General features: G+C 57.0%; 18 protein-coding genes and 2 tRNA genes. 8 read left to right on the top strand and 12 right to left on the bottom strand.

The genetic code is table 11. From position 1 onward, the window contains the following. Nucleotides 1-43: 43 nt before the first annotated feature. On the bottom strand, nucleotides 44-397 hold the full coding sequence (gene tnpB, locus QEZ52_RS10395; protein WP_316300519.1) for an IS66 family insertion sequence element accessory protein TnpB: 354 nt from the start codon (nucleotides 395-397) through the stop codon (nucleotides 44-46). Further along, nucleotides 394-825, bottom strand: coding sequence for an IS66-like element accessory protein TnpA (tnpA, locus tag QEZ52_RS10390; protein ID WP_316300517.1), 432 nt, complete (start codon nucleotides 823-825; stop codon nucleotides 394-396). Before tnpA ends, tnpB begins: the two co-directional genes overlap by 4 nt. A 908-nt stretch (nucleotides 826-1,733) precedes the next feature. Here tnpA and QEZ52_RS10385 point away from each other — a divergent pair. Beyond that, nucleotides 1,734-1,991: a hypothetical protein gene (locus tag QEZ52_RS10385; protein WP_406650229.1), complete on the top strand. Its 258-nt coding sequence runs from the start codon at nucleotides 1,734-1,736 to the stop codon at nucleotides 1,989-1,991. 214 nt (nucleotides 1,992-2,205) lie between these two features. Here QEZ52_RS10385 and QEZ52_RS10380 read toward each other — a convergent pair whose 3' ends face one another. From QEZ52_RS10380 to QEZ52_RS10370, 3 genes are all read right to left on the bottom strand, one after another. After that, the gene (locus tag QEZ52_RS10380; RefSeq protein WP_406650227.1) at nucleotides 2,206-3,795 is read right to left on the bottom strand and encodes a sulfatase-like hydrolase/transferase; all 1,590 of its coding nucleotides are present in this window, start codon (nucleotides 3,793-3,795) and stop codon (nucleotides 2,206-2,208) included. 777 nt (nucleotides 3,796-4,572) lie between these two features. Further along, a tRNA-Met gene (locus QEZ52_RS10375) sits at nucleotides 4,573-4,649 on the bottom strand. 228 nt (nucleotides 4,650-4,877) lie between these two features. Then, a complete protein-coding gene (locus QEZ52_RS10370) occupies nucleotides 4,878-5,993 on the bottom strand; it encodes a class I SAM-dependent RNA methyltransferase (RefSeq protein ID WP_406650225.1) in 1,116 nt (371 codons plus the stop codon). 240 nt (nucleotides 5,994-6,233) lie between these two features. Here QEZ52_RS10370 and pta point away from each other — a divergent pair, with 240 nt between their 5' ends. Further along, nucleotides 6,234-7,232: a phosphate acetyltransferase gene (gene pta / locus QEZ52_RS10365; protein ID WP_406650223.1), complete on the top strand. Its 999-nt coding sequence runs from the start codon at nucleotides 6,234-6,236 to the stop codon at nucleotides 7,230-7,232. Between the two features lie 56 nt (nucleotides 7,233-7,288). Here pta and QEZ52_RS10360 read toward each other — a convergent pair whose 3' ends face one another. From QEZ52_RS10360 to QEZ52_RS10345, 4 genes are all read right to left on the bottom strand, one after another. Continuing rightward, the gene (locus QEZ52_RS10360; protein WP_406650221.1) at nucleotides 7,289-9,220 is read right to left on the bottom strand and encodes an acyl CoA:acetate/3-ketoacid CoA transferase; all 1,932 of its coding nucleotides are present in this window, start codon (nucleotides 9,218-9,220) and stop codon (nucleotides 7,289-7,291) included. 314 nt (nucleotides 9,221-9,534) lie between these two features. Beyond that, the gene (locus tag QEZ52_RS10355) at nucleotides 9,535-10,206 is read right to left on the bottom strand and encodes a TorF family putative porin (RefSeq protein WP_406650219.1); all 672 of its coding nucleotides are present in this window, start codon (nucleotides 10,204-10,206) and stop codon (nucleotides 9,535-9,537) included. Between the two features lie 289 nt (nucleotides 10,207-10,495). Beyond that, a complete protein-coding gene (locus QEZ52_RS10350) occupies nucleotides 10,496-11,587 on the bottom strand; it encodes an aminomethyltransferase family protein (RefSeq protein WP_406650215.1) in 1,092 nt (363 codons plus the stop codon). Nucleotides 11,588-11,600: 13 nt separating this feature from the next. Beyond that, entirely contained in the window at nucleotides 11,601-13,142 is a 1,542-nt protein-coding gene (locus QEZ52_RS10345) for a trimethylamine methyltransferase family protein (RefSeq protein ID WP_406650427.1), read from the bottom strand. A gap of 115 nt (nucleotides 13,143-13,257) precedes the next feature. Between QEZ52_RS10345 and QEZ52_RS10340 the strand changes: the two genes are divergently transcribed. Continuing rightward, complete coding sequence (locus QEZ52_RS10340; protein ID WP_406650212.1) at nucleotides 13,258-14,127, top strand: LysR substrate-binding domain-containing protein; 870 nt, start codon at nucleotides 13,258-13,260, stop codon at nucleotides 14,125-14,127. 42 nt (nucleotides 14,128-14,169) lie between these two features. Here QEZ52_RS10340 and QEZ52_RS10335 read toward each other — a convergent pair whose 3' ends face one another. Continuing rightward, nucleotides 14,170-15,063 (bottom strand): LysR substrate-binding domain-containing protein, encoded by an 894-nt coding sequence (locus tag QEZ52_RS10335; RefSeq protein ID WP_406650209.1) that lies wholly within the window; start codon nucleotides 15,061-15,063, stop codon nucleotides 14,170-14,172. Between the two features lie 90 nt (nucleotides 15,064-15,153). Between QEZ52_RS10335 and QEZ52_RS10330 the strand changes: the two genes are divergently transcribed. Genes QEZ52_RS10330 through QEZ52_RS10320 form a run of 3 tightly spaced genes read left to right on the top strand, consistent with a single transcriptional unit; the run spans nucleotide 15,154 to nucleotide 18,899 of the window. Then, complete coding sequence (locus tag QEZ52_RS10330; RefSeq protein WP_406650207.1) at nucleotides 15,154-16,452, top strand: NAD(P)/FAD-dependent oxidoreductase; 1,299 nt, start codon at nucleotides 15,154-15,156, stop codon at nucleotides 16,450-16,452. Nucleotides 16,453-16,464: 12 nt separating this feature from the next. Continuing rightward, nucleotides 16,465-17,337 (top strand): dihydrodipicolinate synthase family protein, encoded by an 873-nt coding sequence (locus QEZ52_RS10325; RefSeq protein ID WP_406650205.1) that lies wholly within the window; start codon nucleotides 16,465-16,467, stop codon nucleotides 17,335-17,337. 26 nt (nucleotides 17,338-17,363) lie between these two features. After that, nucleotides 17,364-18,899: a trimethylamine methyltransferase family protein gene (locus QEZ52_RS10320; protein WP_406650202.1), complete on the top strand. Its 1,536-nt coding sequence runs from the start codon at nucleotides 17,364-17,366 to the stop codon at nucleotides 18,897-18,899. 213 nt (nucleotides 18,900-19,112) lie between these two features. On the opposite strand, the gene QEZ52_RS10315 is transcribed toward QEZ52_RS10320, so the two are convergent. Beyond that, a tRNA-Leu gene (locus tag QEZ52_RS10315) sits at nucleotides 19,113-19,198 on the bottom strand. Between the two features lie 148 nt (nucleotides 19,199-19,346). Between QEZ52_RS10315 and QEZ52_RS10310 the strand changes: the two genes are divergently transcribed. Continuing rightward, nucleotides 19,347-19,925, top strand: a complete 579-nt coding sequence (locus tag QEZ52_RS10310) for a YqaA family protein (protein ID WP_406650200.1) — start codon at nucleotides 19,347-19,349, stop codon at nucleotides 19,923-19,925. A gap of 2 nt (nucleotides 19,926-19,927) precedes the next feature. Further along, complete coding sequence (locus tag QEZ52_RS10305; RefSeq protein WP_406650198.1) at nucleotides 19,928-20,398, top strand: disulfide bond formation protein B; 471 nt, start codon at nucleotides 19,928-19,930, stop codon at nucleotides 20,396-20,398. Between the two features lie 40 nt (nucleotides 20,399-20,438). Here QEZ52_RS10305 and QEZ52_RS10300 read toward each other — a convergent pair whose 3' ends face one another. Further along, a complete protein-coding gene (locus QEZ52_RS10300; RefSeq protein WP_406650424.1) occupies nucleotides 20,439-20,864 on the bottom strand; it encodes an Lrp/AsnC family transcriptional regulator in 426 nt (141 codons plus the stop codon). Nucleotides 20,865-20,878: the final 14 nt, after the last annotated feature.

Genomic DNA, 20,878 nt, shown 5'->3' with positions numbered 1-20,878 from the left:
ACCACAAAGCCCCAGTAAAAACACGCAAAACCAGGCGGTTGATTCACTCTGCCGCAGATGGTGGGCGCCTCTCCAGCGCCTTTACCTTCCGCCAGTCCAGACCTGCAAACAGCGCCTCGAATTGGGCATGGTTCAGCGCCATTATCCCAGCCTTGATCGCGGGCCAGGTGAAGGTCGAATCCTCCAGCCGCTTATACGCCATTACCAGACCGGTGCCGTCCCAATACAAAAGCTTTAGCCGATCCGCCCGGCGTGAGCGGAACACAAACACTGTGCCGGTGAACGGATCCTTGCGCAGCACTGATGACACGAGCGCGGCCAGGCCATCATGACCCTTCCTGAAGTCCACAGGCTGCGTCGAGACCAGAACCCGCACCCGATTGGACGGGAACATCATGGCCGCGCACCGATCGCCCGTACAATCTCACCAACCCGCGCAGCCCCTGTGGCGCCATCAAGCCGGATTGTCACCTGGCCGATGCAAATCTCGATAGGACCAGATGGTGCAACGTCAGACTTGGCCAGATGTGCAGACGCTACTGGCACAGGAGCATCGCCGCCATCATCCGCCACTACAATCGACGCAAAACAAAAGTCATCGTCTTCAACTGCGGGCAAAACCAACCTGCCATCGCGCGCCCGACTGCGCCATTCCGATAAATGGTTCGCCCGAAGCCCATACCGGGCAGCAACCCCGTTCACTGTCGCCCCAGGCTTCAAGCTCTCAGCCACGATCCGCGCCTTGACCTCATCCGGCCAGCGTCGCTGACCATTGGTCCGTATGTCCACCCCGTAGTCCCTGAGAAACTCCACCGTAGTCGCCATCGCGAAACTCCTGCCCTAATCTCCGTCAGGTGCGAAATCTCAGGTCAGGTGAGAATTGGGAAGGTGCGGGCCAGGAAACGCTTACGCTGCAACGGTTTCGTAGTCGGTCGTTGCAACACCGCCAAGTTTGTCCTGTGTGAACAAAAGGTTAAGGCCAAAATGCTCATCTGCTACGTCTACGGTGTTGGATGTACTGTTATAGATAAAGGTTGTGTTGGGCATGAACCTATTATTTTTCTGGGTTATAAATCCTGATCCCGAAAGAATTCAAAACGTACATTAATTCAACCATAGATTGTATCTATATGTAAAAAATTTCATTACCCAAATTCAAACTGTTGATAAGGACAAAAACCCTCGACAAACCTCTTCGGTATTGGCAGGTTCTCGTTGCTTCAAGCCGTGTTGACAAAAATGTGGTCACGCCCAGTTTCGCGCTGTCCCCGTGCTCGTGAAAGTCACCTTTCGTTCGAATGGGCTTGACCGTGCACGCCCACCTTTTCCGTCACATCGCGGCCAAGCTCTGCCCGAACGCCGATCCCGGTGAATATGAGACGGTGCGCCGCCTGCTGAGGCCCAAGAAACTGCAGACAACGACGGTTTTTTTGCCGAGTTGTCCAACCAGTTTGCTTATGACCGCCACGACGCGGTGCTATCAAAACGGTGTCATTACGATGATTGATCCTATTCCTCTCGTCAGGAAGTTTGGAGATTGGCCCCAGGCAGATCAAACTGAGTGGAATGACCTGCGATGTCAGCCCAAGGATGTGAAGGACAAGAAAGCGCACTGATTTTTGCTATCGCGCGACGTGGTCACACCAATGCGCCCATACTTGGAAAATCTTCGCCCGGTACGTCTTCAGAGCAAGATGTCAGACGTTCTCTGGATCAACCAGCACGACGATCCAATGACCAAAGACGGCCAATCTCGGGACTTTCCCAGGGGGACGATGCACCACTTTGGCGTGGCGCTGCGCCCCCACGCTTTCCGCGACTGCGCCGCAACGTCAAGCGCCGGCTTTGACCCTGAGCATGCCGGTATCACTCGTGATATCCTCGGTCACGCAACAGTGGACATGGCGGAAAAGAATGAAAAGCGCGCCACCGGCATCTCCAGGCGCAACGCGCTGCAATCCATCGTCGAGAACACTCACAGATCGCGCTGAAAGCCCAATGCTTGGTCAACCAAAAGTTGGCGGGGTAACAATGTAGGGAGAGTAGAGACGGTAATTCCTCCCGCTTAGAAGACGTTGATGCATTGCGCAAAGAGGGGCTGCTCCGAGCCCAAAACTACAGTTGCTTCAAATTGCTCGAATTTCGGGATGGAAATGGAGCCTGAACCAATACAGACTTGACCGAGACACAGAGGCTTAACGCTCGTTACTCTGACAAGGTGTCCAGAACAGACCGAATTTCCTTCTGGTTGTCCCCGAGAGACTCCATCTCCTTGCGTAGACCACTCCTGAGTTGATTGAGAATTGCGCTGGCATTCGGGTCCTCGATTGCAAGATTGGTGCGTTCATAGGGATCTGCGTCAAGTCGGTACAATTCTTCGAAACCATCTTCCTGCAAGACGTACTTCCAATTCGACTGAACAAGGCAACGTTGGACGATCGGGATATGCAAACCGTAGTGTTGGACCATGATCTTGTCGCGCAAAGCCGAACCTCTGGGATTGTGCAATTGCCCCTCCACCGACAGGCCCTGATGCGTTGAGCTGGGCGTGAGATCGCAGAGATCCAGGAGTGTAGGTGCAACGTCGACGTTTGCGATTAGCGCGTCAGTCGTTTTCCCCCTAGCGATGGACGGCCCCGCAAAGACCATAGGGATGCGGATCGTTTCTTCGGTCAAGAGGCTGCCTTTGTTCATGACCCCTCCGTTCGAGGCAACTGCATCGCCGTGGTCCGCGCAAAAGACGATGATCGTGTTCTCAATCCTTCCACAGTCTTCAAGGAAATCAATGACCTTCTTCAGGGCCCTTTCAACCACGATTGAATGTTCGATCGCGCGGCGCGTCAGACGCGGCCAATCGAAACTGTCTTCGCGCAAATCCCGTTGCCACTGATCTCTGTATTGTGCGTGGTGCGCGGGGCGTGTTTCTAGATCATGGTCTAAGTTGTGGGACAAGAATACATCCTCGTCTCGCATCTCCGATTGAAATCCGGATGGAACAGTATAGGGCGGATGTGGTCCCCATGGATCAAGCCGGACAAAGAACGGATGGGTCCTATCAACGCTCTTAATCCATCGGATCGCAGCGTCGGCAAGGAAATGCGCTTCGTGGACCTCTTCAGGGCCATGAAGTATGGCGCTACCGGCTTCATAATCGTACCACGAGTCTTCTTCCAATAGGTCCACCTGAGTCGCAGGCGCAAGGCGTGATTCACCGGGCACCTCTATTTCAGCAAAGAGGGGACCGGACTGAATACTCGAAAGATAGGCTTTGTACTCCGGTGTATTGTACGGATAACCGTAGCCGGGCAGAGAGAAGCCTTCAAACCCATGGTCACACGCAGAAGTGTCGTGGTTCAGATGCCATTTCCCGAACCATCCACAACGGTACCCAGCAGCCCTGAAATCGCGTTGAAGCAACGCCTCGCCGACGTCAAGTTCTGCTCTGCCTCCGAACCGCCCGTCATTTTCCGTCAACCCGTGCATATGCGGATAAAGCCCAGTCAACATAGATGCTCGTGCCGGAGAACAAATCGGCAAGACTGTATAGGCTCGTCTAAAAGTAGTTCCGATCTCACCAAGTCGTTTTTGGAGTGGGAGATACTCAATGTTCAATTTTCGATTGGCAAAGGCTTGGTGATCAGAGACCATCCACAAGACGTTTGGGTGTTTCATGAGGCTTTGGCTAGGGGTGGTGGATTTGTAGTGTGTCGCATGGCTCGATTGTACTTCTTTAAACAATTGGTAGCGGAAGCTCTTGGATACGCAGCGCAAATTTGAGTGTTGAAGAGCCGACATTGATTGTCAATCAGCAAAAACCCGCGTCGTCCCGCAGTGCGGCGACAACCCACAAGTGAAAGTAATGTCTCCTTCGGGCGGCCTACAGCCATCCGTACCTGGTGCGACCAAAGCAGTAGGGAGCCCAATGAAGCCGTTGGTTTCTGTAACAGAATTTGGCCAAACGACGCTTTGCCCGCACGATGCCCCATACCACTATCGAATGGTTGCCTAAGGCACCTGCGACAACCGCCAGACAATCAAACGAACAGACCTCGGGGATCAGGTTCTGTGCGGTCTTACAGACCAACTTGTACATCCCGAGCTCATTGCGGACTTCGTCTGCGCCTATCATGAGAAATTCATTCGACTTGCAGGTTCGATCAAACAGGACCGTGCCAAGCCGGCGCGGGCAATGACCAATGTGACCACCCAAATCAACCGTATCGTTTAAGCATGTTTCCTCCCATCATGGAGGACAGGGTGAGTGCTGTGGAAGCACGCAAAGTCGAATTGACACCCGAGAGACAGCCATCAACCAACGAACCGCCCGTATGGCGGCACCCCGGACTGGCTGACGTCCACCAGGAGAATGTAGCCAGCCTACCAGTTGCGTTGAACGAATTCTCTTCGAAGGCGGAGGCCACACCACTCATCCGGAGCCTTCTGAGCGAGATACGCCGGAAACCAGATGGCGACGCGTTGACCATTGAAATTGTTGGAGAACTGGCAGGCCTGTTCGCACTTGGGGTGCCCAAAACAAACAAGGCCACCCGAAGGTGGCCTGTTCGACAGTAGTGGTTGCGGGAGTAGGATTTGAACCTACGACCTTCAGGTTATGAGCCTGACGAGCTACCGGGCTGCTCCATCCCGCGTCAATTGAGGCTGATGTAGATCTAATCATCGGGGACTGCAAGCGCTCATTCCGCAATTTTCAGAAAAACGTGACACTTTCGTGAATCAAGACGCCATTGAATGACCAGCCCGGCCCTGAAACAGCTTTTTTAAGCTCTATCAACAAATTAGAGCGCATTCTTGCATCATTCCATGTGTCGGGCATCACATGGTGGTCCGGGGAGCAGCGCGGTACCCCAGGATCGGATTTAGCGCAGCCGTGGGGTCTGGAACAGGCGCACCTTGAGGCCGCCATGCGCAACAGGCTGTTCCAGAGGCAGAAACGGAAGCCCTGTGGCCCGCGCAAGTCCGGTGTCGCTGGTGATGATCGCTGCACGCCAGCCGGAAAATCGTTCTTTCAACGTCTGCCCGAATGCGCCGTACAGCGCATATAGCAACTTTTTATTGCCGATACGGGCCCCATAAGGAGGGTTGGCAATGACCAGCCCCGCAGGCCCCTCTGGGCGGACCAGATCGCTGACGGCCCGGTGATGAAATTCTGTCCACTGCGAAACCCCTGCCCGACCGGCGTTGGCCTGGCTCATTTCGATGGCACCGGGGTTGCGGTCAGAACCGTAAAACCGGTGTTCGCAGGGGCTGAGCGGTGCGGCATCGCGCATTTGATCCCAGACCTGCCGGTCAAAGCTGGCCAGTTTCTCGAATGCAAAAGCGCGCGAGCGTCCGGGATTGAGGCCAACGGCAATTTCGGCAGCCTCCAGTACAAAGGTGCCGGACCCGCACATCGGATCAATGACCGGTTCTTGTCCGGTGTACCCGGCCTGACGCAGAAACAGCGCGGCCATGGTTTCGCGCATCGGGGCCTTGCCAACGGCTTCCTTGTGACCCCGTTTGTGCAGAGACTCTCCCGAGGTGTCGATGCTGATGGTACACAGGTCATCTTCGATCCGGATCTTGAGACACATGGCGGCCTTTGGGTCGATGGTCGCGCCCAGCTCTTCGATCAACGCCCGTTCGATCCGTTCCGCCGCAGCCTTGGCATGATAGACCTTGGAGCGCCGGCACGTCACATCGACCCGCAAGGGAACATCGGGGCGCAGCGTGTCGGCCCATGGGAATTTGCGTGCCCGTTTGTCCAGCTGTGCCAGATGAAACACCCGAAACGACCCGATCCGCACCAGCACCCGTGAGGCCCCCCGCATCACCAGATTGGCACGCCACACTTCGGACCAGTCACCCCGGGTCACCACACCGCCCGGCACGGCCTGAGGTGCGGCAAACCCCTTGTCACGGGCTTCGTCACACAAAGCAGTTTCAAGTCCCGGTGGGACGGCAAAGAAAATTTCGAAAGGATCGGTCTGGGTCATGCTGTTTCCATAGCGGGAAACAGCAGGGCCTGCGACCCTATTGTGCGGATTGGACCGATGCGGATTTGTGGACCTAAGGACAACACCGCTCTGGCCCTATCGTCACCGGGGCGATCAGGCGCATTTTCCCGAACAACTCGGAACTCGTGCTGGGCAATGCCCCTGCCCTGCGGACATCTCGATATCACCGGCACGAACGCCCATCTTGGGCCACACCCCTACCAAAGAAAGACGTGAACGATGAAACCGCTGGAAACGCTTTTGGAAAACGCGGCCCGGTCGCAAAAGAAGATCGTACTGTCCGAAGGGGCCGACCCCCGGGTGATCAAGGCAGCCGTCGCAGCCCGTGATGAGGGCATTGCCCGGATTGTGCTGGTCGGGCAAGAGAGCGAAATCCGTGCTGGATTGGATGCGATCGGTGCTGCATCCGATGGCATCGAACTGCATGACCCCGAGACCTCCCCGCTCAATCCGCAGATGGCCGAAGCCTTTTTTGAACTGCGTAAGCACAAAGGGATTTCCCCCCAGGACGCCAAAGTCGCGGTGCGCAACCCGCATGTCTTTGCCGCGCTTTTGGTCAAAACTGGTCGTGCCGATGGCACCGTGGGTGGGGCCATCACCACCACGGCTGAAATCGTCCGCACCGCCATTCAGGTGATCGGCCCCAAACCCGGGTCGAAACTGATCTCCAGCTTTTTCCTGATGCTGTTCTGCCAGGATCACCACGCCAAAAAAGGGGCGTTTGTGTTTTCCGACAGCGGCCTGGTGGTCGATCCATCGGCCGAAGAGATGGCACAAATCGCATTGGCATCTGCCGCCAGTTACCAGGCATTAACCGCGAATGAACCTCGGGTGGCCATGTTGTCTTTCTCGACCAAAGGCAGCGCCAAACACCCCAGCGTCACCAAAGTCGCGACCGCAACCGACATGGCCCGCGACCTGGCCCCTGATCTGTTGATCGACGGCGAATTGCAATTCGATGCCGCGTTTGTCCCCACCGTGGCGGCGTCCAAGGCCAAAGGTTCCCCTCTGGGCGGCGACGCCAATATTTTCATCTTTCCCAATCTGGATGCTGGCAACATTGCCTATAAGATTGCCCAGCGTGTGGGCGGTGCCAATGCCATCGGGCCGATCCTGCAAGGGCTGGACAAACCCGCCAACGATCTGTCGCGCGGCTGCAACGACGAAGACATCGTTCACATGATCGCAGTCACCGCCGCACAGGCCGAAGCTGGTTGAATCAAACCGGGCAGATCAACGAAAAACGGCGCTGAACACTCAGCGCCGTTTCCAATTCAGGACCCCCAATAATCCTGCTGCGCCTCTTCGCCGCTTTCAAAAATATGCGGCTGGACCCCGCGGCTGGACAAGGTTTCCTTCATCTTCAGACGCATAAAGGCGCTGGTGGTGTAATGGGCCACCGAGGCGCTGAATGTGTCGAGCATTTTTCCAACCGTCTCGGCGTATTCATCCTGCAGATCCTCGGCGATGCGAAAACCGTTCTGGTTCATCACCAGATTGACGCCCTGCCCGCTCTTGTCGAACGCCTCCGACAAAACCCGTGACAGATCTTCGATGTCACGCATTTTCTTGACGCTCCAGCCTTCGAGATTGACAAACAGCTGGTTGCGCTCGGTATCATAGGTGATGCGTTCCGGTAGGTTCAGGTTCAGCAGGTCATCCATCAGCCCCATGGGTTCATCGCGGAAAATGCGCGGATCCATCGTGGTGACATTGTCCATGATGGGTTTGAATTCCATCTGATCCAGAATGTCGCGCTGCAGGTCGATCCCCGGAGCGATCTCGATCAGCTCCAGCCCCTTGGGTGTCAGCTGCAACACGCAGCGTTCGGTGACATACAGAACCGGCTGCGAGCGTTCCGATGCATAGGGCCCCGAGAAGGTGATCTGTTCGATCAGGCGCACGAACTTCTTGTTGCGCCCTTCCTGAACAATGCGCAGTTTTCCATCTTCGACGGCGACACGCAGGCCGCCGGCGGTAAACGTCCCGGCAAACACCACCGCACGCGAATTCTGAGAGATGTTGATGAACCCGCCGCAGCCATTCAGCCGCCCGCCAAACCGCGAGGCATTGACGCTGCCCTGGGCATCGCATTCCGCCATCCCCAAACAGGTCAGATCCAACCCGCCCCCGTCGTAGAAATCGAACATCTGGTTCTGGTCGATGATCGAATCCGCATTGGCCGAACTGCCAAAGCTGGAGCCGCCCGCCAGAACCCCACCTACGGCCCCGGCCTCGGTGGTCAACGTGATATACGGCGTAACCTTTTCCTCGTTTGCCACTGCGGCCACCCCGTCGGGTGCCCCAACGCCCAGGTTGACCGCCCCATTGGGCGGCAATTCGAATGCGGCACGGCGGGCGATGATCTTGCGCTGTTCCAACGGCATCTTGGCCATGGCATTGACCGGCACCCGGATTTCGCCGGACAGGGCCGGGTTGTGCTGAACACCATAATTCATCCGGTGCATCTCGGGGTCATCCGCGACAACCACACAATCCACCAGCAAGCCGGGGATCTTGACGTCCTTGGGCTTAATCGAGCCATCTTCGACAATGCGTTCGACCTGGGCAATGACGATACCGCCATTGTTGTGGGCGGCCATGGCCTGGGCCAGACAGTCCAGGGTCAACGCCTCGCGTTCCATGCTGATATTGCCGGACCTGTCGGCGCTGGTTCCGCGGATGAACGCCACGTCGATCTTGGTCGCCTTGTAAAACAGCCACTCTTCGCCTTCGACTTCGACATGGCTGACGATGTCTTCATTTGTGACCTTGTTGACCTTGCCGCCCCCATGGCGCGGGTCGACATAGGTGTGCAAACCCACCTTGGAGAACAGCCCCGGTTGCCCCGCAGCACAGGCGCGATACAACTGCGAGATAACACCCTGTGGCAGGTTATACCCGCAGATCTTGTTCTCCTGGGCGGCTTGGGCCACCTTGGGCATCCGGCCAAAATTGCCGGCAATCACCCGGCGCAACAACCCATCATGGTGCAAACGACCAGTGCCCAGCCCCTTGCTGTCGCCCGCCCCCGCACACATGATCAACGTCAGGTCACGGGGCGCGCCCTCCTGTAAAAAGCGCTTTTCCAGCGCCGCATGCAGCATCTCTGGAATACAGCTTTGTACAAAGCCAGTCGTGGTCACAACGTCACCAGTGCGGATCAGGGCCATTGCCTGTTCGGTTGTTGTGGTCTTGTCCTTCATGTCGCGCGTCCTCCCAGATGCCTCGTTGATCGATCTGGTGTCGGGGCCGCACCAAAGCTTGGTACAGCATTCTAAGCGACCGTTTCGGGGGCCCGGTCAGCGGATTGCGTCAGCCAACATCTGACTAGCGACAATTTCGAGAGCCGACGGGTAAGATCGGAAACAAATGCCCGGCCAACGGTATACCATCGTCGGCTGAAACGGTGGATTCAGCCGGATCTAATCGTTTGTTCACAACATGTTGCAAGTTGAAATTCGTGTGTGCGTTGTGCGATTGGTATCCACCGCCACGCTCTGGTTCGCCACGCGTGTCGCTACCGGCGGAAGGGGGCCAAAAACAGCTGCGCCATGCTCACCTGCGACGCAGACCAGGACACACCGACAACCACCCCTTCGTCCCCGGCTTCGGACCCTTGATACCGGACATCCATCGCCACCGTATCCGTCAGCGGAAACGACGCCCCGACATCCCAGTAATCATGTTGGTTGAAATCCGAATATCCATACGTCCCTGACAACGAGATCTTGTCGTTGACCTTGTAGGCCAGGGTCGCACGGCGGTTCCATTCATCGCTTTCGGGATTGTAGGCGACATACCCCAACAGCCCGACCCGATCATGAATGGGATAGGCGGCCGTCACCTTCAATTCACCGCAACAATCCCCGGTCCCGTCATACAGATACCGCGCATAGCCGAGGTCGATAAACAGATCATTCGCAAAGCTGCGCCGATAACCCAGATAGATATCAAGTTCGTAATCGTCGGAATTTCCAAAATCCACGTTCGACGCCCACAGGCCAGCGTAGAAATGGGCATTGTTGATCTCGACCCAAGGCTGGATTGCGGGGTTTCCATTGGACTGGGTGACGCCATTGGAGACGTAATTGGACACCGCCTCTATTCCACCGAGAACCTGCCATTCTTGGGCGGCCAAGGGCATGGTGCTGGCCGCAATGCAGACAACACTCCAAAACGTCTTTCGCATGTCATACCCCGCCTGCAATTTGGATATTGGTTCTTAAACTCTGATTGGTTGCATAATCCTTTGCTCAGTTTGGCAATCTGGGCTTGATGTCGTCAAGTCCCAGTTCATCGGATCAAATCGACAAAACCGGTTTTCAGGCGCGGCTGCATCCGCCAATCAATGGCACCAGAACCGTCATCAGCCACTGCCATCTGCCACAGATGATGCCCGCAACACCTGTGCCACGCCGAACTGATCATTGGACAAACCGATCTGTTCGGGTGTGTTCGCAGCCGTCACCCCGCTCTTGTCAGCTGTGCGTGCGCGCCTTTTGCGGATCGTAGATCGGGCTTGGGACAATGGTCGCCGTGGTTTCAAATGTTTCGCTTGCAACGCTGAGCACAGTCCCAACCGGGATCCCTGTCTGAACATGCGCGAGCGCAAGAGATTTGCCCAAACGATGCGAATAGCAGGGGCTGTTGATCACGCCCACGGCGCTGCCCCCTATCGACAACACTTCTCCGCCTTCGACCATGTCGGAATGTTTGATATCCAGGCAAACATTGGTGATCTTTTCATCTCCCCGGGCCGCCATCACGGCCTCCTTGCCGCGGAAATCTCCCTTGGACGTGCTGACCGTGAACCCCAAACCAACTTCCCAGGGGGTATGGGCCTGGGTCATGTCATACCCGTAAAACAACAGACCGGCTTCAATCCGGACCTTGTCCAGGGCAGTGAACGAACAGGGCATGACACCGGCATCAACCAATTTGTCCCAAATGTCCGTGATCACCCCGCCATCGGCAAAAATCTCGTACCCACGTTCACCGGAATATCCGGTACGTGAAATCCGGCACGGGTGGCCAAACAAATGGACCGGCCTGTGGTCAAAATAGGCCAGAGCAGCCAAATCAATATCGCAATGCGCATTCAGAATCTGCAGGGCCTTGGGCCCCTGAACCGACAGATCATGCAATTCGTCCGTAAACTCCAACGCCACATCCCGCCCGACAGCCGAGGCCGCAAGCAGCGCCATGGTGTCACCGGACCCGTGCACGATCATCCATTCCTCGCCACCGTTGTTCGACACGATCGCATCATCGGCAATGCTGCCAGAGTCGGTCAGAACACACAGGTAAACCGACCTGCCCGGAACCAGCCGGGACAGATCCCGCGTGGTCAGATGATCCAGAACCGCCTGCGCATCCGGGCCACGCACAAAAACCTTTTTGAGCGCAGACATATCGAACATCCCGGCCCGATCCCGCACTGCATCATGTTCATCATTCGGGTCGGTGTCATAGGTCCAGGCTGTGCCCATCCCGTTCCAATCCTCCAGCCCGGATCCAAGAGCAATATGTCGTGCAGCAAGAGCCGACGTGCGGCTAAGTTCTTTGGTCATTTTGGGGTCCTTCCTAATACCATTCATCGGGCATGGCGGCTTTGCGTTCGGCCACGAATTCCATCAGCGCAGCGCGCATGTTGTCTTGCATGTCGGGTGGTTCATATGCTGCCAGCATCTGCTGCCAACGCGCAGTGGCGCGTTGATCAACGGTCTGGGCACCGTTTTCGTTCCAGGTTTCATATGGCCCCGCTTCGGGGATCCGGGGCTGAAAATTCGCGGTGGTGTAATGGCGCAGGGTATGCCCCGTCGACAGGAAATTCTCACCCGGTCCAGCCTCGTGATAGGCGTCGCGACCAAAGTCTTCGTCTTCGACCCCAAAGCCCTGCAACATCTTCAACATCGCGCCACAATGGTCGAGATCCATGACGAATTTTTCATAGGACATGACCAGCCCCCCTTCGAGCCAACCAGCCGCGTGCCAGACCTGATGCCCGCCGGACAGCAACGTTGCCCACATCGCATCTGCGCTGTCCTGCATCGCCTGTCCGTCCGCAGCGTTGGATGCGGTGACCTGTCCCCCTCCCGATCGAACGGGCACACCCAGCCTGCGACCCAACTGGGACATCGCCATTGTCGTCATATTGGCCTCGGGAGATCCAAAGGTCAGCGCTCCGGTTTTGAGGTTCATCGACGAGTGAAAGCTGCCGAACACCGCCGGGCACCCAGGGCGCACCAATTGGCTCAGCGCGATACCTACCATGGCCTCGGCCAGGGTCTGCGCCGCCACAGCCGCCGGAGACAGCGGCCCCATGGCTCCGGCAAAAATGGCCGGCGAGATGCAGACACATTGATTGGCCGCCGCATACACCCGCAAGGCACCGGACATGGTGTCATCATAAACCAAAGGAGAATTGACATTGATATTGGCCTGCATCACGGCGTTCCGGTCCATGAACTCAGCCCCAAAAACCAATCGAGCCATGTCGGTGCTGTCCTGTGCACGCCCGGGCGATGTCACGCCCCCCATGAACGGTTTGGTTGACAGGGTGAGATGGGCCAGCATCATGTCCAGGTGCCGTTTGTTCACCGCAACATCCGTCGGTTCAACCACTGTCCCCCCGGAATGATGCAGCCAGGGGGACATATACGCCAGCTTCACAAAGTTGCGAAAATCATCCAGCGTGCCATAGCGCCGCCCGCGGTCCAGGTCGGTCACAAATGGTGCCCCATATCCGGGCATCAGCACCAGATTGTCGCCCCCCAGATCAACCGAATTGGTCGCGTCGCGGCTGTGCAGCCTGAACTCCGCTGGAGCCGTCGTACAGAGATGCCGGGCCAGCCCCGGTTCAAACCGGACGCGCGCGCCATCAACCCGCGCCCCTGCCGTGGCAAAAAGCGCGAGCGCTGTTTCGTCCCCCCGAAATTCAACACCGATCGTGTCCAGGATCCAATCGGCCTGATCCTCGATCCGGGTCAATGCCGCATCCCCAAGCAAGTCGTAAACCGGGATCTTGCGGTGCCGATACACGGGAACGGGCTGGGGTGCATTGTGTCGGGTCAATCGGCCCCGACGCAGACGTCCACGTTGGGTAATATGCCCCAGAACGTTCATTTTTTCCAACTCAAACCCCTCCCGAGATTTCCATTGGCTATATATTTTAGGATTTTTGTGATCCGACAATGGATAAATTTTGCTCTTTGCGTTCAAGTATTTTAAACGGTTCTCCATGCCTGTTCGTTTTCACCATCACGACTCCCTGCGGCTGTTTGTAGAAATCGCCCGATACGTCAGCTTTTCGGATGCCGCCCACGCTCTGAACATGACCAAAGGGGCCATCAGCTATCAGGTCAAAACGCTGGAAACGGATCTGGGGCTTGCACTGTTTCATCGCAACGCGCGCGGTGTGACACTGACCGCCGAAGGTCAGAAGCTGCTGACCCTCTGTCAGGACCACTATGAGGAAATCGAAGCCGATATTCAGGTGATCAAGGGAACATCAACCCGCAGTTTGACGGTGGGTGTTTCAACCTATTTCGCAGCCCGTTGGCTGTCGCCCAGGCTGATGTCGTTCATGCAGGCCCATCCTGATATCCAATTGCGTCTGCAGCCAATGATCCGGCTTTTTGATCTCAAGGCCCAAGGCGTCGACATTGCAATCAGATGGGGCAACGGACAGTGGCAGGACGAAGAAATCATCCCCTTTCTGCCCTGCCCCGCCTACCCCGTTGGCAATCGGGCCTCTCTGGCGCTGGTCAATGAGATTGGGTTGGAACAGGCGTTCTCGACCTTTACGTTGTTGCGGGATCACGATGACAGCAATGCCTGGACCGAATGGCTGAACATGGCCCACCTGCCACCACGGATCCGACGGGACACGCTGATCATCCCTGACCCCAATGTTCGGGTCCAGGCCGTAATAGACGGCCAGGGCATTGCGCTAATGGATTCATTGATCGACCGCGAGTTGCACGAACAAAAGCTGTATCACCTGTCGGATCAGGCCCTCGCCGACTATGGCTATTTCATCGCACGCCCACGTCGCGACAAGGTCCAAAACAGCGTCAAAGCTTTTGTAGACTGGATCAGAACCCAGTAGCCACAGGGGTTGCCCTGCCGGGGTCCACAGTGCGGTGGCCCGTCATACGTTTTCGCGCAACCAATTGACATATTTCATCCGGGCGCGCGAGATTTCGAGGGTTTTGGGGCCAATCATGTAGAACCCATAGTCAGTATGGATTTCCTGGCACAAAGGTCGCACCAGGATCCCGGTATCTACCAGGTTCTTTGATGTGATTGACCAGCCCAATGCAATTCCTTCGCCTGCCAGGCAGGCCTGCAAAGCCAGCTGGTAATCGTTCAGGACCAGCGTTTCCGGCAGTTCCGGCCCCTCATACCCCTGACACTTCAACCACCCCTGCCAGGTCATTCTGTTGCGAAACGGTTCGGCGTTGTGAATGATCGCATGGTTTTTCAGATCCTCCAAACCCCGAACCGGACCGGCCCGTTCGAGATATGCGGGGCTGCAAATCGTATACAGTTCCTCCCGACACAGCATCCAGCTGTTCGGCCTGCTCCAGTTCAGCAAACCCCGGCGAATTGTCAGATCAACTTCATTTCCCGGCTCGACGTTCCGGTCGGTGGTCATGATGCGCACATTGATCCCCGGATGCGCGCGTTGAAATATGGCCGTCAACGGCAACAGCCACTGCGCCGCAACCGACGTCGATGCGGCAATCGTTATGGTCTGGCTGTCATGTCCGGAAATGTTTCGCAGCCTGTCTTCGATCTGTGCCAAGGCCGGGGTCAGAACGGCGTTCAGCTCTGCGCCCGCTTTGGTCAGACGCACCCCACGATTGCCGCGTTCGAACAATTGCACTCCCAGATGGGCTTCCATGGATTTGATCGTGTGGCTGATGCTGGGCTGTGTCACATTCAATTCCAACGCCGCTGCCTTGAAGCTTTGCAACCGGGCGGCCGCTTCGAACACCAGAAGCGCATTGGCAGACGGGAGGAGTTTTTGCAATCCAGACATAAATTCAACTAATATCCAGATGAACAAAGACTATCTACTGAAAATCACGTCTCTCCCTAATATCACCGTATGAAGCTAAAGAATGTTCATATGGAGCCCTCATCTTCCGGGTGGTACGCGGCACTTGGGAACCGGACACCGGCCCGTCGGCTGAGTGTTGACATAACCTGTGACTATCTGGTTGTGGGCGGCGGTTGGATGGGATTGCACTGTGCGCGTCGATTGGCTGATCTCGCTCCGAATGCGCGGATCATATTGGTGGATGCGGGCCGCATCGGCAACAATGCAGCGGGCCGTTGCGCCGGGTTTGCCATTGATCTGGCCCATAACCCGCGCAACAAACATTTTGCCGAAGACAAGACGGGCAACGCCGAAGAATTTCACGTCAATGTCGAAGGCATCAGATACATGCACAGCGCCGTCAGCGATCTGGGTGTCGCGTGTGATTGGGATGCTTCGGGAAAATACCACGCTGCTGCAACAGATCGCGGGGTACAATGTCTGCACGACATGGCCAACGCCCTGCCCCAGATCGGCAAGGATTTCAGCTGGATCGCCAAGGACGAAATTCAATCCATAACCGGGTCAAAACACTATGTATCGGCCCTTCACACACCGGGAACCGTTTTGCTGCAGCCCGCCAAATATCTGGTGAATCTGGTTGCGGCGCTGCCGGAGAACGTGACCGTGTATGAAAAGACGCCGGTCACAGGGATCTCGACCGAGGCACAGCACCATCTGTGCGAAACCCCGGATGGGGTGATACGGGCCCGCACCCTGTGCCTGTGCAATGCCGCCTATCTGACCACCAGCGGTTATTTCGAACAGACCGCCATCCCGGTCTATACCTATGGATCAATGACGCGGGCCTTGACCAAAACCGAACTGGAAACGGTTGGTGCCCGCGGCCCATTTGGCGTCATCCCCGCCGAAAGCTTTGGCACCACGCTGCGCCTGACACAGGACAACCGTTTGTTTTTGCGAAATGTCTATTCCTATGCCCGCGGGTTTCAATCGCATCAGGCAGACGTCGATCGCGCCCACAGGCATCACCAGATCGCCTTTGACCGGCGGTATCCGGACCTGTCCCATATCGGATATGAACACAGCTGGGGCGGGTTGCTGACCATGGCGCATAATGGCGGCATGGTGTTTGGCAAACTCGGGACACGCGTTTTTGGCGCGGCATTCTGCAACGGCACCGGCGTTGCGCGCGGCGTCGGTTTTGGCAAGGCGCTGGCAGAATTGGCATTGGGCAAATCCAGCCGCAGCATTGATATTCTGAACAACCGCCCCAAGCCAAATCGGGGTCTGCCCGCCTGGCTGACCGAAATCGGCGTCAGGGCAACGACAAAATACCGGTTCCTACGGGCCGGAAAGGAAACATGAACGGAGGCACAGATGGCCAATCTTGCAGGGATCAACCTGGCAATGCAGACCCCCTTTGGGGAGGACGGCGCAATTGACTATGACGAATGGGAGCGTCTGATCGACGTCTATATCGACGCGGGCGTTCACGGGCTGGTTCTGGGGTCGGGCACCGGTCAACACCCCTATTTGACCGAATCCGAATGCAACCAGCTGTTCGAAACCGGGATCAAACGGATCAATTGTCGCTGTAATGCGATCTGTCAGACATCGGCGTTGAACATGGACGAGGTGATCCGCAGATCCACCCATGCCCAAGCCACAGGGGCAGATGCGCTCATGATCCTGCCCCCCTATCTGGAGGGGCCGGTTGATGACGATGGCATTCTTGAATTTTATCGCGAAATCGACGCGGCAATCGACATCGATATTGTTGGCTACAACATTCCGCAGGCCACAGGATTGGCTGTTTCGCCGGAATTGTTTGCCCGCCTCAGCGCGCTGACCAATTTCAACTATATCAAAGACAGCGCGGGCGATCTGACCACCCATCAACAATACCTGCAAACTGGGGCCAAGGTGCTGAATGGCTGTGACACTACCGCTGTTTACGCTCTGATGGCCGGGGCCACTGGCGCAATCTGGGGCGGTGCCAACTATATGCCGCATGAAACGGTTGCGCTGTATAACCACGTGGCCGCCGGTGAACATGTCCAGGCTCTGGCTCTGTGGCAAAAGATGCTGCCTTCGCTGCTGCACATCTGGACCCATGATTACATGCAATGCGTCGTCGTGGCCGCACATCATCGCGGCTATGGTCTGGGCAATGTTCGCCGCCCTCTGCGCCAGATTGACGCCGCCGCCCAGGCGGCCATGCTCCGAACCCTTGCCCCGTTGGAGACCTGAGATGTGGGTATCGGGGGATCCATGACATGAACCAGACACCGCCCCACCCCATCCGCCAGGGACGCCGTGCCCGGCAGGCGGCCCGTGCGGCCGAGGTGACGCCGCGTCTGGGTACCATTCGCTATGGGGTCAAACCGGTGGAACTGGTCAGCCGGGATGAACTGGAACACATCCATCTGGCCTCATTGTGGATCCTCAAGGAAATCGGCATTGATTTCCGCGACCCGGTGGCCCTGAACCAGTGGAAGAAGGCGGGTGCCGATGTGCGCGGACAGCGTGTGCATCTGGACCCCGATCTGGTCACGGGGCTGTTGGCACAGGCACCAGATCGGTTTGAAATGACCGGACGCGGCGCTGACACCCGATTTGAAATCGGTGTGGATACGGTATCTTTCTGCCCGATGCAGGGCGCACCGAACATTCGGGATCTGGATGGCACCCGGCGATTTTCCACCCTCGATGACCTGCGTCGTATCAACAAGCTGATCCAGATGAGCCCCGGGTTTCACATGGCCACCGGATTTGCCTGTGAACCCACCGAAATTCCGGTCCCCTGGCGGCATCTACACATCAATCACACCAATCTGGTGGAAACGGATCTGGCTTATTTCGGCCTGACCACCGGCCAGGAGCGGGCCGAGGATTCCATCGCCATGGCCCGAATTGCCCACGGAGCCGACTTTCTCGAACAGAACGCCGTCATCATGGGGCAGATCTCGGGCAATTCGCCGCTGGTCTGGGATTCGACCATGCTGGAGGGGTTGCGGGTGTTTGCCGCTGCCAATCAGGTTGTGCTGATCTCTCCGTTTGTGCTGGGAGCTGCCAATACACCCGCCGATGTAGTGGCCACCGTCGCCCAGCTGAATGCCGAAGCCATCGCCGGTATTGCCTATGCCCAATTGGTCAAACCCGGAACCAAAACGATTTACGGGCAGTATTCGGTGTCAGTGTCGATGAAAACCGGCGCGCCGATGTCGGGGATGCCCGAAGTCAGCCAGATGAATGCGCTGGTGGGCCAACTGGCCCGCAGATATCAAATCCCCTGGCGCACGACCGCGTCCCAGGCATCATCAAAGAGTTTTGATGCGCAATCGGGATATGAATCCGCGACCTCCTACATGGCGGCAGTCACTTCAAACGCAAACTTCCTGCTCCATGCAGGAGGATGGGACGAGGCGGGCATGGTGCACTGTCTGAGCAAATTGATCGTGGATGCGGAACAGAATCTGTTGATGGCGAAATACGCCGCCGGTGTGCGGTTTGATCGCCTGCAAGAAGCGCTGGAGGCGGTGCGGCGTGTCGGTCCAGGTGGGCATTATCTGGGCGATGAATTCACGCTCAAACACTTCCAGGACGCATTTTTTGCTCCCGAGATCCTGGATTATGAGGCCTACGAACAATGGCAGGCCCGGGGCAGCAAGGACACGCAGACACGCGCCGCAGAAAAAGCCGAGGCTCTGCTGCGCGACTATGAACACCCATCTCTGGACATCGCCCGACACGAAGAGTTGGACGCCTTTGTCGCCCGCCGCCAAACAGAAATTTCGCCTTCCATCGCATAATAGCATTGTCGCCCGCACAGCAGGTATCAAGGAAAGCCTGTCTGGCCGGGTTTCGTCACAAAATGGTCAATCACCAGCCAGCAGGGAGCACAGGCACAACAAAACTGCACCAGACCAACGCCAAATTATCGCCTGCTGCTGATATGGGGTGAGGCAAGGGAAAAGCTACTTTCTGACCAAGCGACCAAAAGCCGCTTTTCCCTTTTAAATCAATGGTACCCAAGGCCGGACTCGAACCGGCACGCTGTCACCAGCGGGGGATTTTGAATCCCCTGCGTCTACCATTCCGCCACTTGGGCCTCGAACAGAGATCTACCCAAGGAGCAAGCCGAGGTCCAGAGGCAAAAACACAGAAAACGCACTCATTGGGCAGGAAATTTATGATCCCGGTTGACCTTGCCCCGGTGCCATGGTCAATCACCTGGGCAGGCACGCGCGGAGGGCTTTATGCTGCAACGGCTATATTCCTGGACAATGGCCCTGGCCGAACACCCCAAAGCCATCTGGTGGCTGGCCCTTGTTGCATTTGTCGAAAGCTCGGTTTTCCCTATTCCTCCGGATGTGCTGATGATCCCGATGATTCTGGCGCGTCCATCGCGGGCCTGGCTGATTGCGTTGGTGGCGCTGGTTGCTTCGGTTGCGGGCGGGATGCTGGGATATGCCATTGGCGCGTTCTTTTATGACAGCATCGGTCAACCGATCCTGGAATCCCTGGGCAAGGGCGACGCTGTGGCCGAATTCAACACCCGGTTCAACGACTTTGGGTTCTGGGCGGTGTTGGGTGCCGGGGTAACCCCCTTCCCTTACAAGGTCATCACTATCATGTCGGGCTGGACAGGCATGCCGATTGGAACCTTCATAGCCACTTCGATTCTGGCGCGGGCCTTGCGCTTCTTTGTCGTCGCCGGTTTGTTGTGGAAGTTCGGCGCACCGATCCGTGATTTCATCGAAAGACGGCTGGGGCTGATGTTCACTGTCTTTGTCGTCCTTCTGTTTGGTGGCTTCTTTGTTCTGAGGTTTCTCTAATCATGCAACGTATCTTGATTGTCATCGCTGCGCTGGGCTCTGCTGGACTTCTGCTGGGTGCGCTTGGGTTTCAGTATCTTGGGGACATGGCACCGTGCAAAATGTGCTATTGGCAACGCTACCCCCATGCCGCCGCTGTTGGTATCGGGGGCTTGGCACTGTTGTTTGGTGGGGCGCTGTTGCCCTGGCTGGGTGCGTTGGCGGCGCTGACAACCGCCGGGATCGGCGTCTATCATACCGGCGTTGAACGCGGATTCTGGGAAGGGCCGACGACCTGCACATCTGGACCGGTCACCGATCTGACGCCGCAACAGCTGATGGAGCAGATCATGACGGCCCCGCTTGCGCGCTGTGACGAGGTGCCATGGGAGATGTTCACCCTGTCGATGGCCAGCTGGAATGCAATTGCCTCGTTCGGGTTGGCCGCAGTGTGGATCGCGGTCGCCAATCATGCCCGCAAAGGGCGTGGTTGACCGATCCGCAAACAGGGGCCAAACCCCTGCCCGACCGGCTTCACGACTGTTTCTTGGTCGAGAGTAGCAGGTTGGTTTCGCTGGTTTGAACACCATCCAACCCACGAATACGTGCCAGGGCCTTGTCCAGATCCTCTAGCGTGCCGGTGCCCAGTTCAACGATCAGATCCCAACGCCCGTTGGTGGAATGAATCGCGCGCACCTCGGGCAAGCTTTGCAATTGCCGGGTGATCCGGTTGGCGCCGCGTCCTTCGATCCCGATCATCATCAATCCCCTGACCGGGTCTCGCATCACATCGGCCTTCAACACAACTGTAAAGCCAACAATTTCCTCGCGTTGCTGTAACCGTTCGATCCGGCTGCGCACTGTTGTGCGCGACAATCCCAGCTGCAAGGCCAGATCAGACAAAGATGCGCGCGCGTCATGTCTGAGCGCGGCGATCAGCCTTCCGTCCATTTCGTCCATATCGACACCCATTT

Origin of the sequence: Aliisedimentitalea scapharcae, assembly GCF_045277565.1 — a bacterium.
Classification (GTDB): Bacteria; Pseudomonadota; Alphaproteobacteria; order Rhodobacterales; family Rhodobacteraceae; genus Aliisedimentitalea; species Aliisedimentitalea scapharcae.
This window is presented reverse-complemented; position numbering and strand designations above follow the sequence as displayed.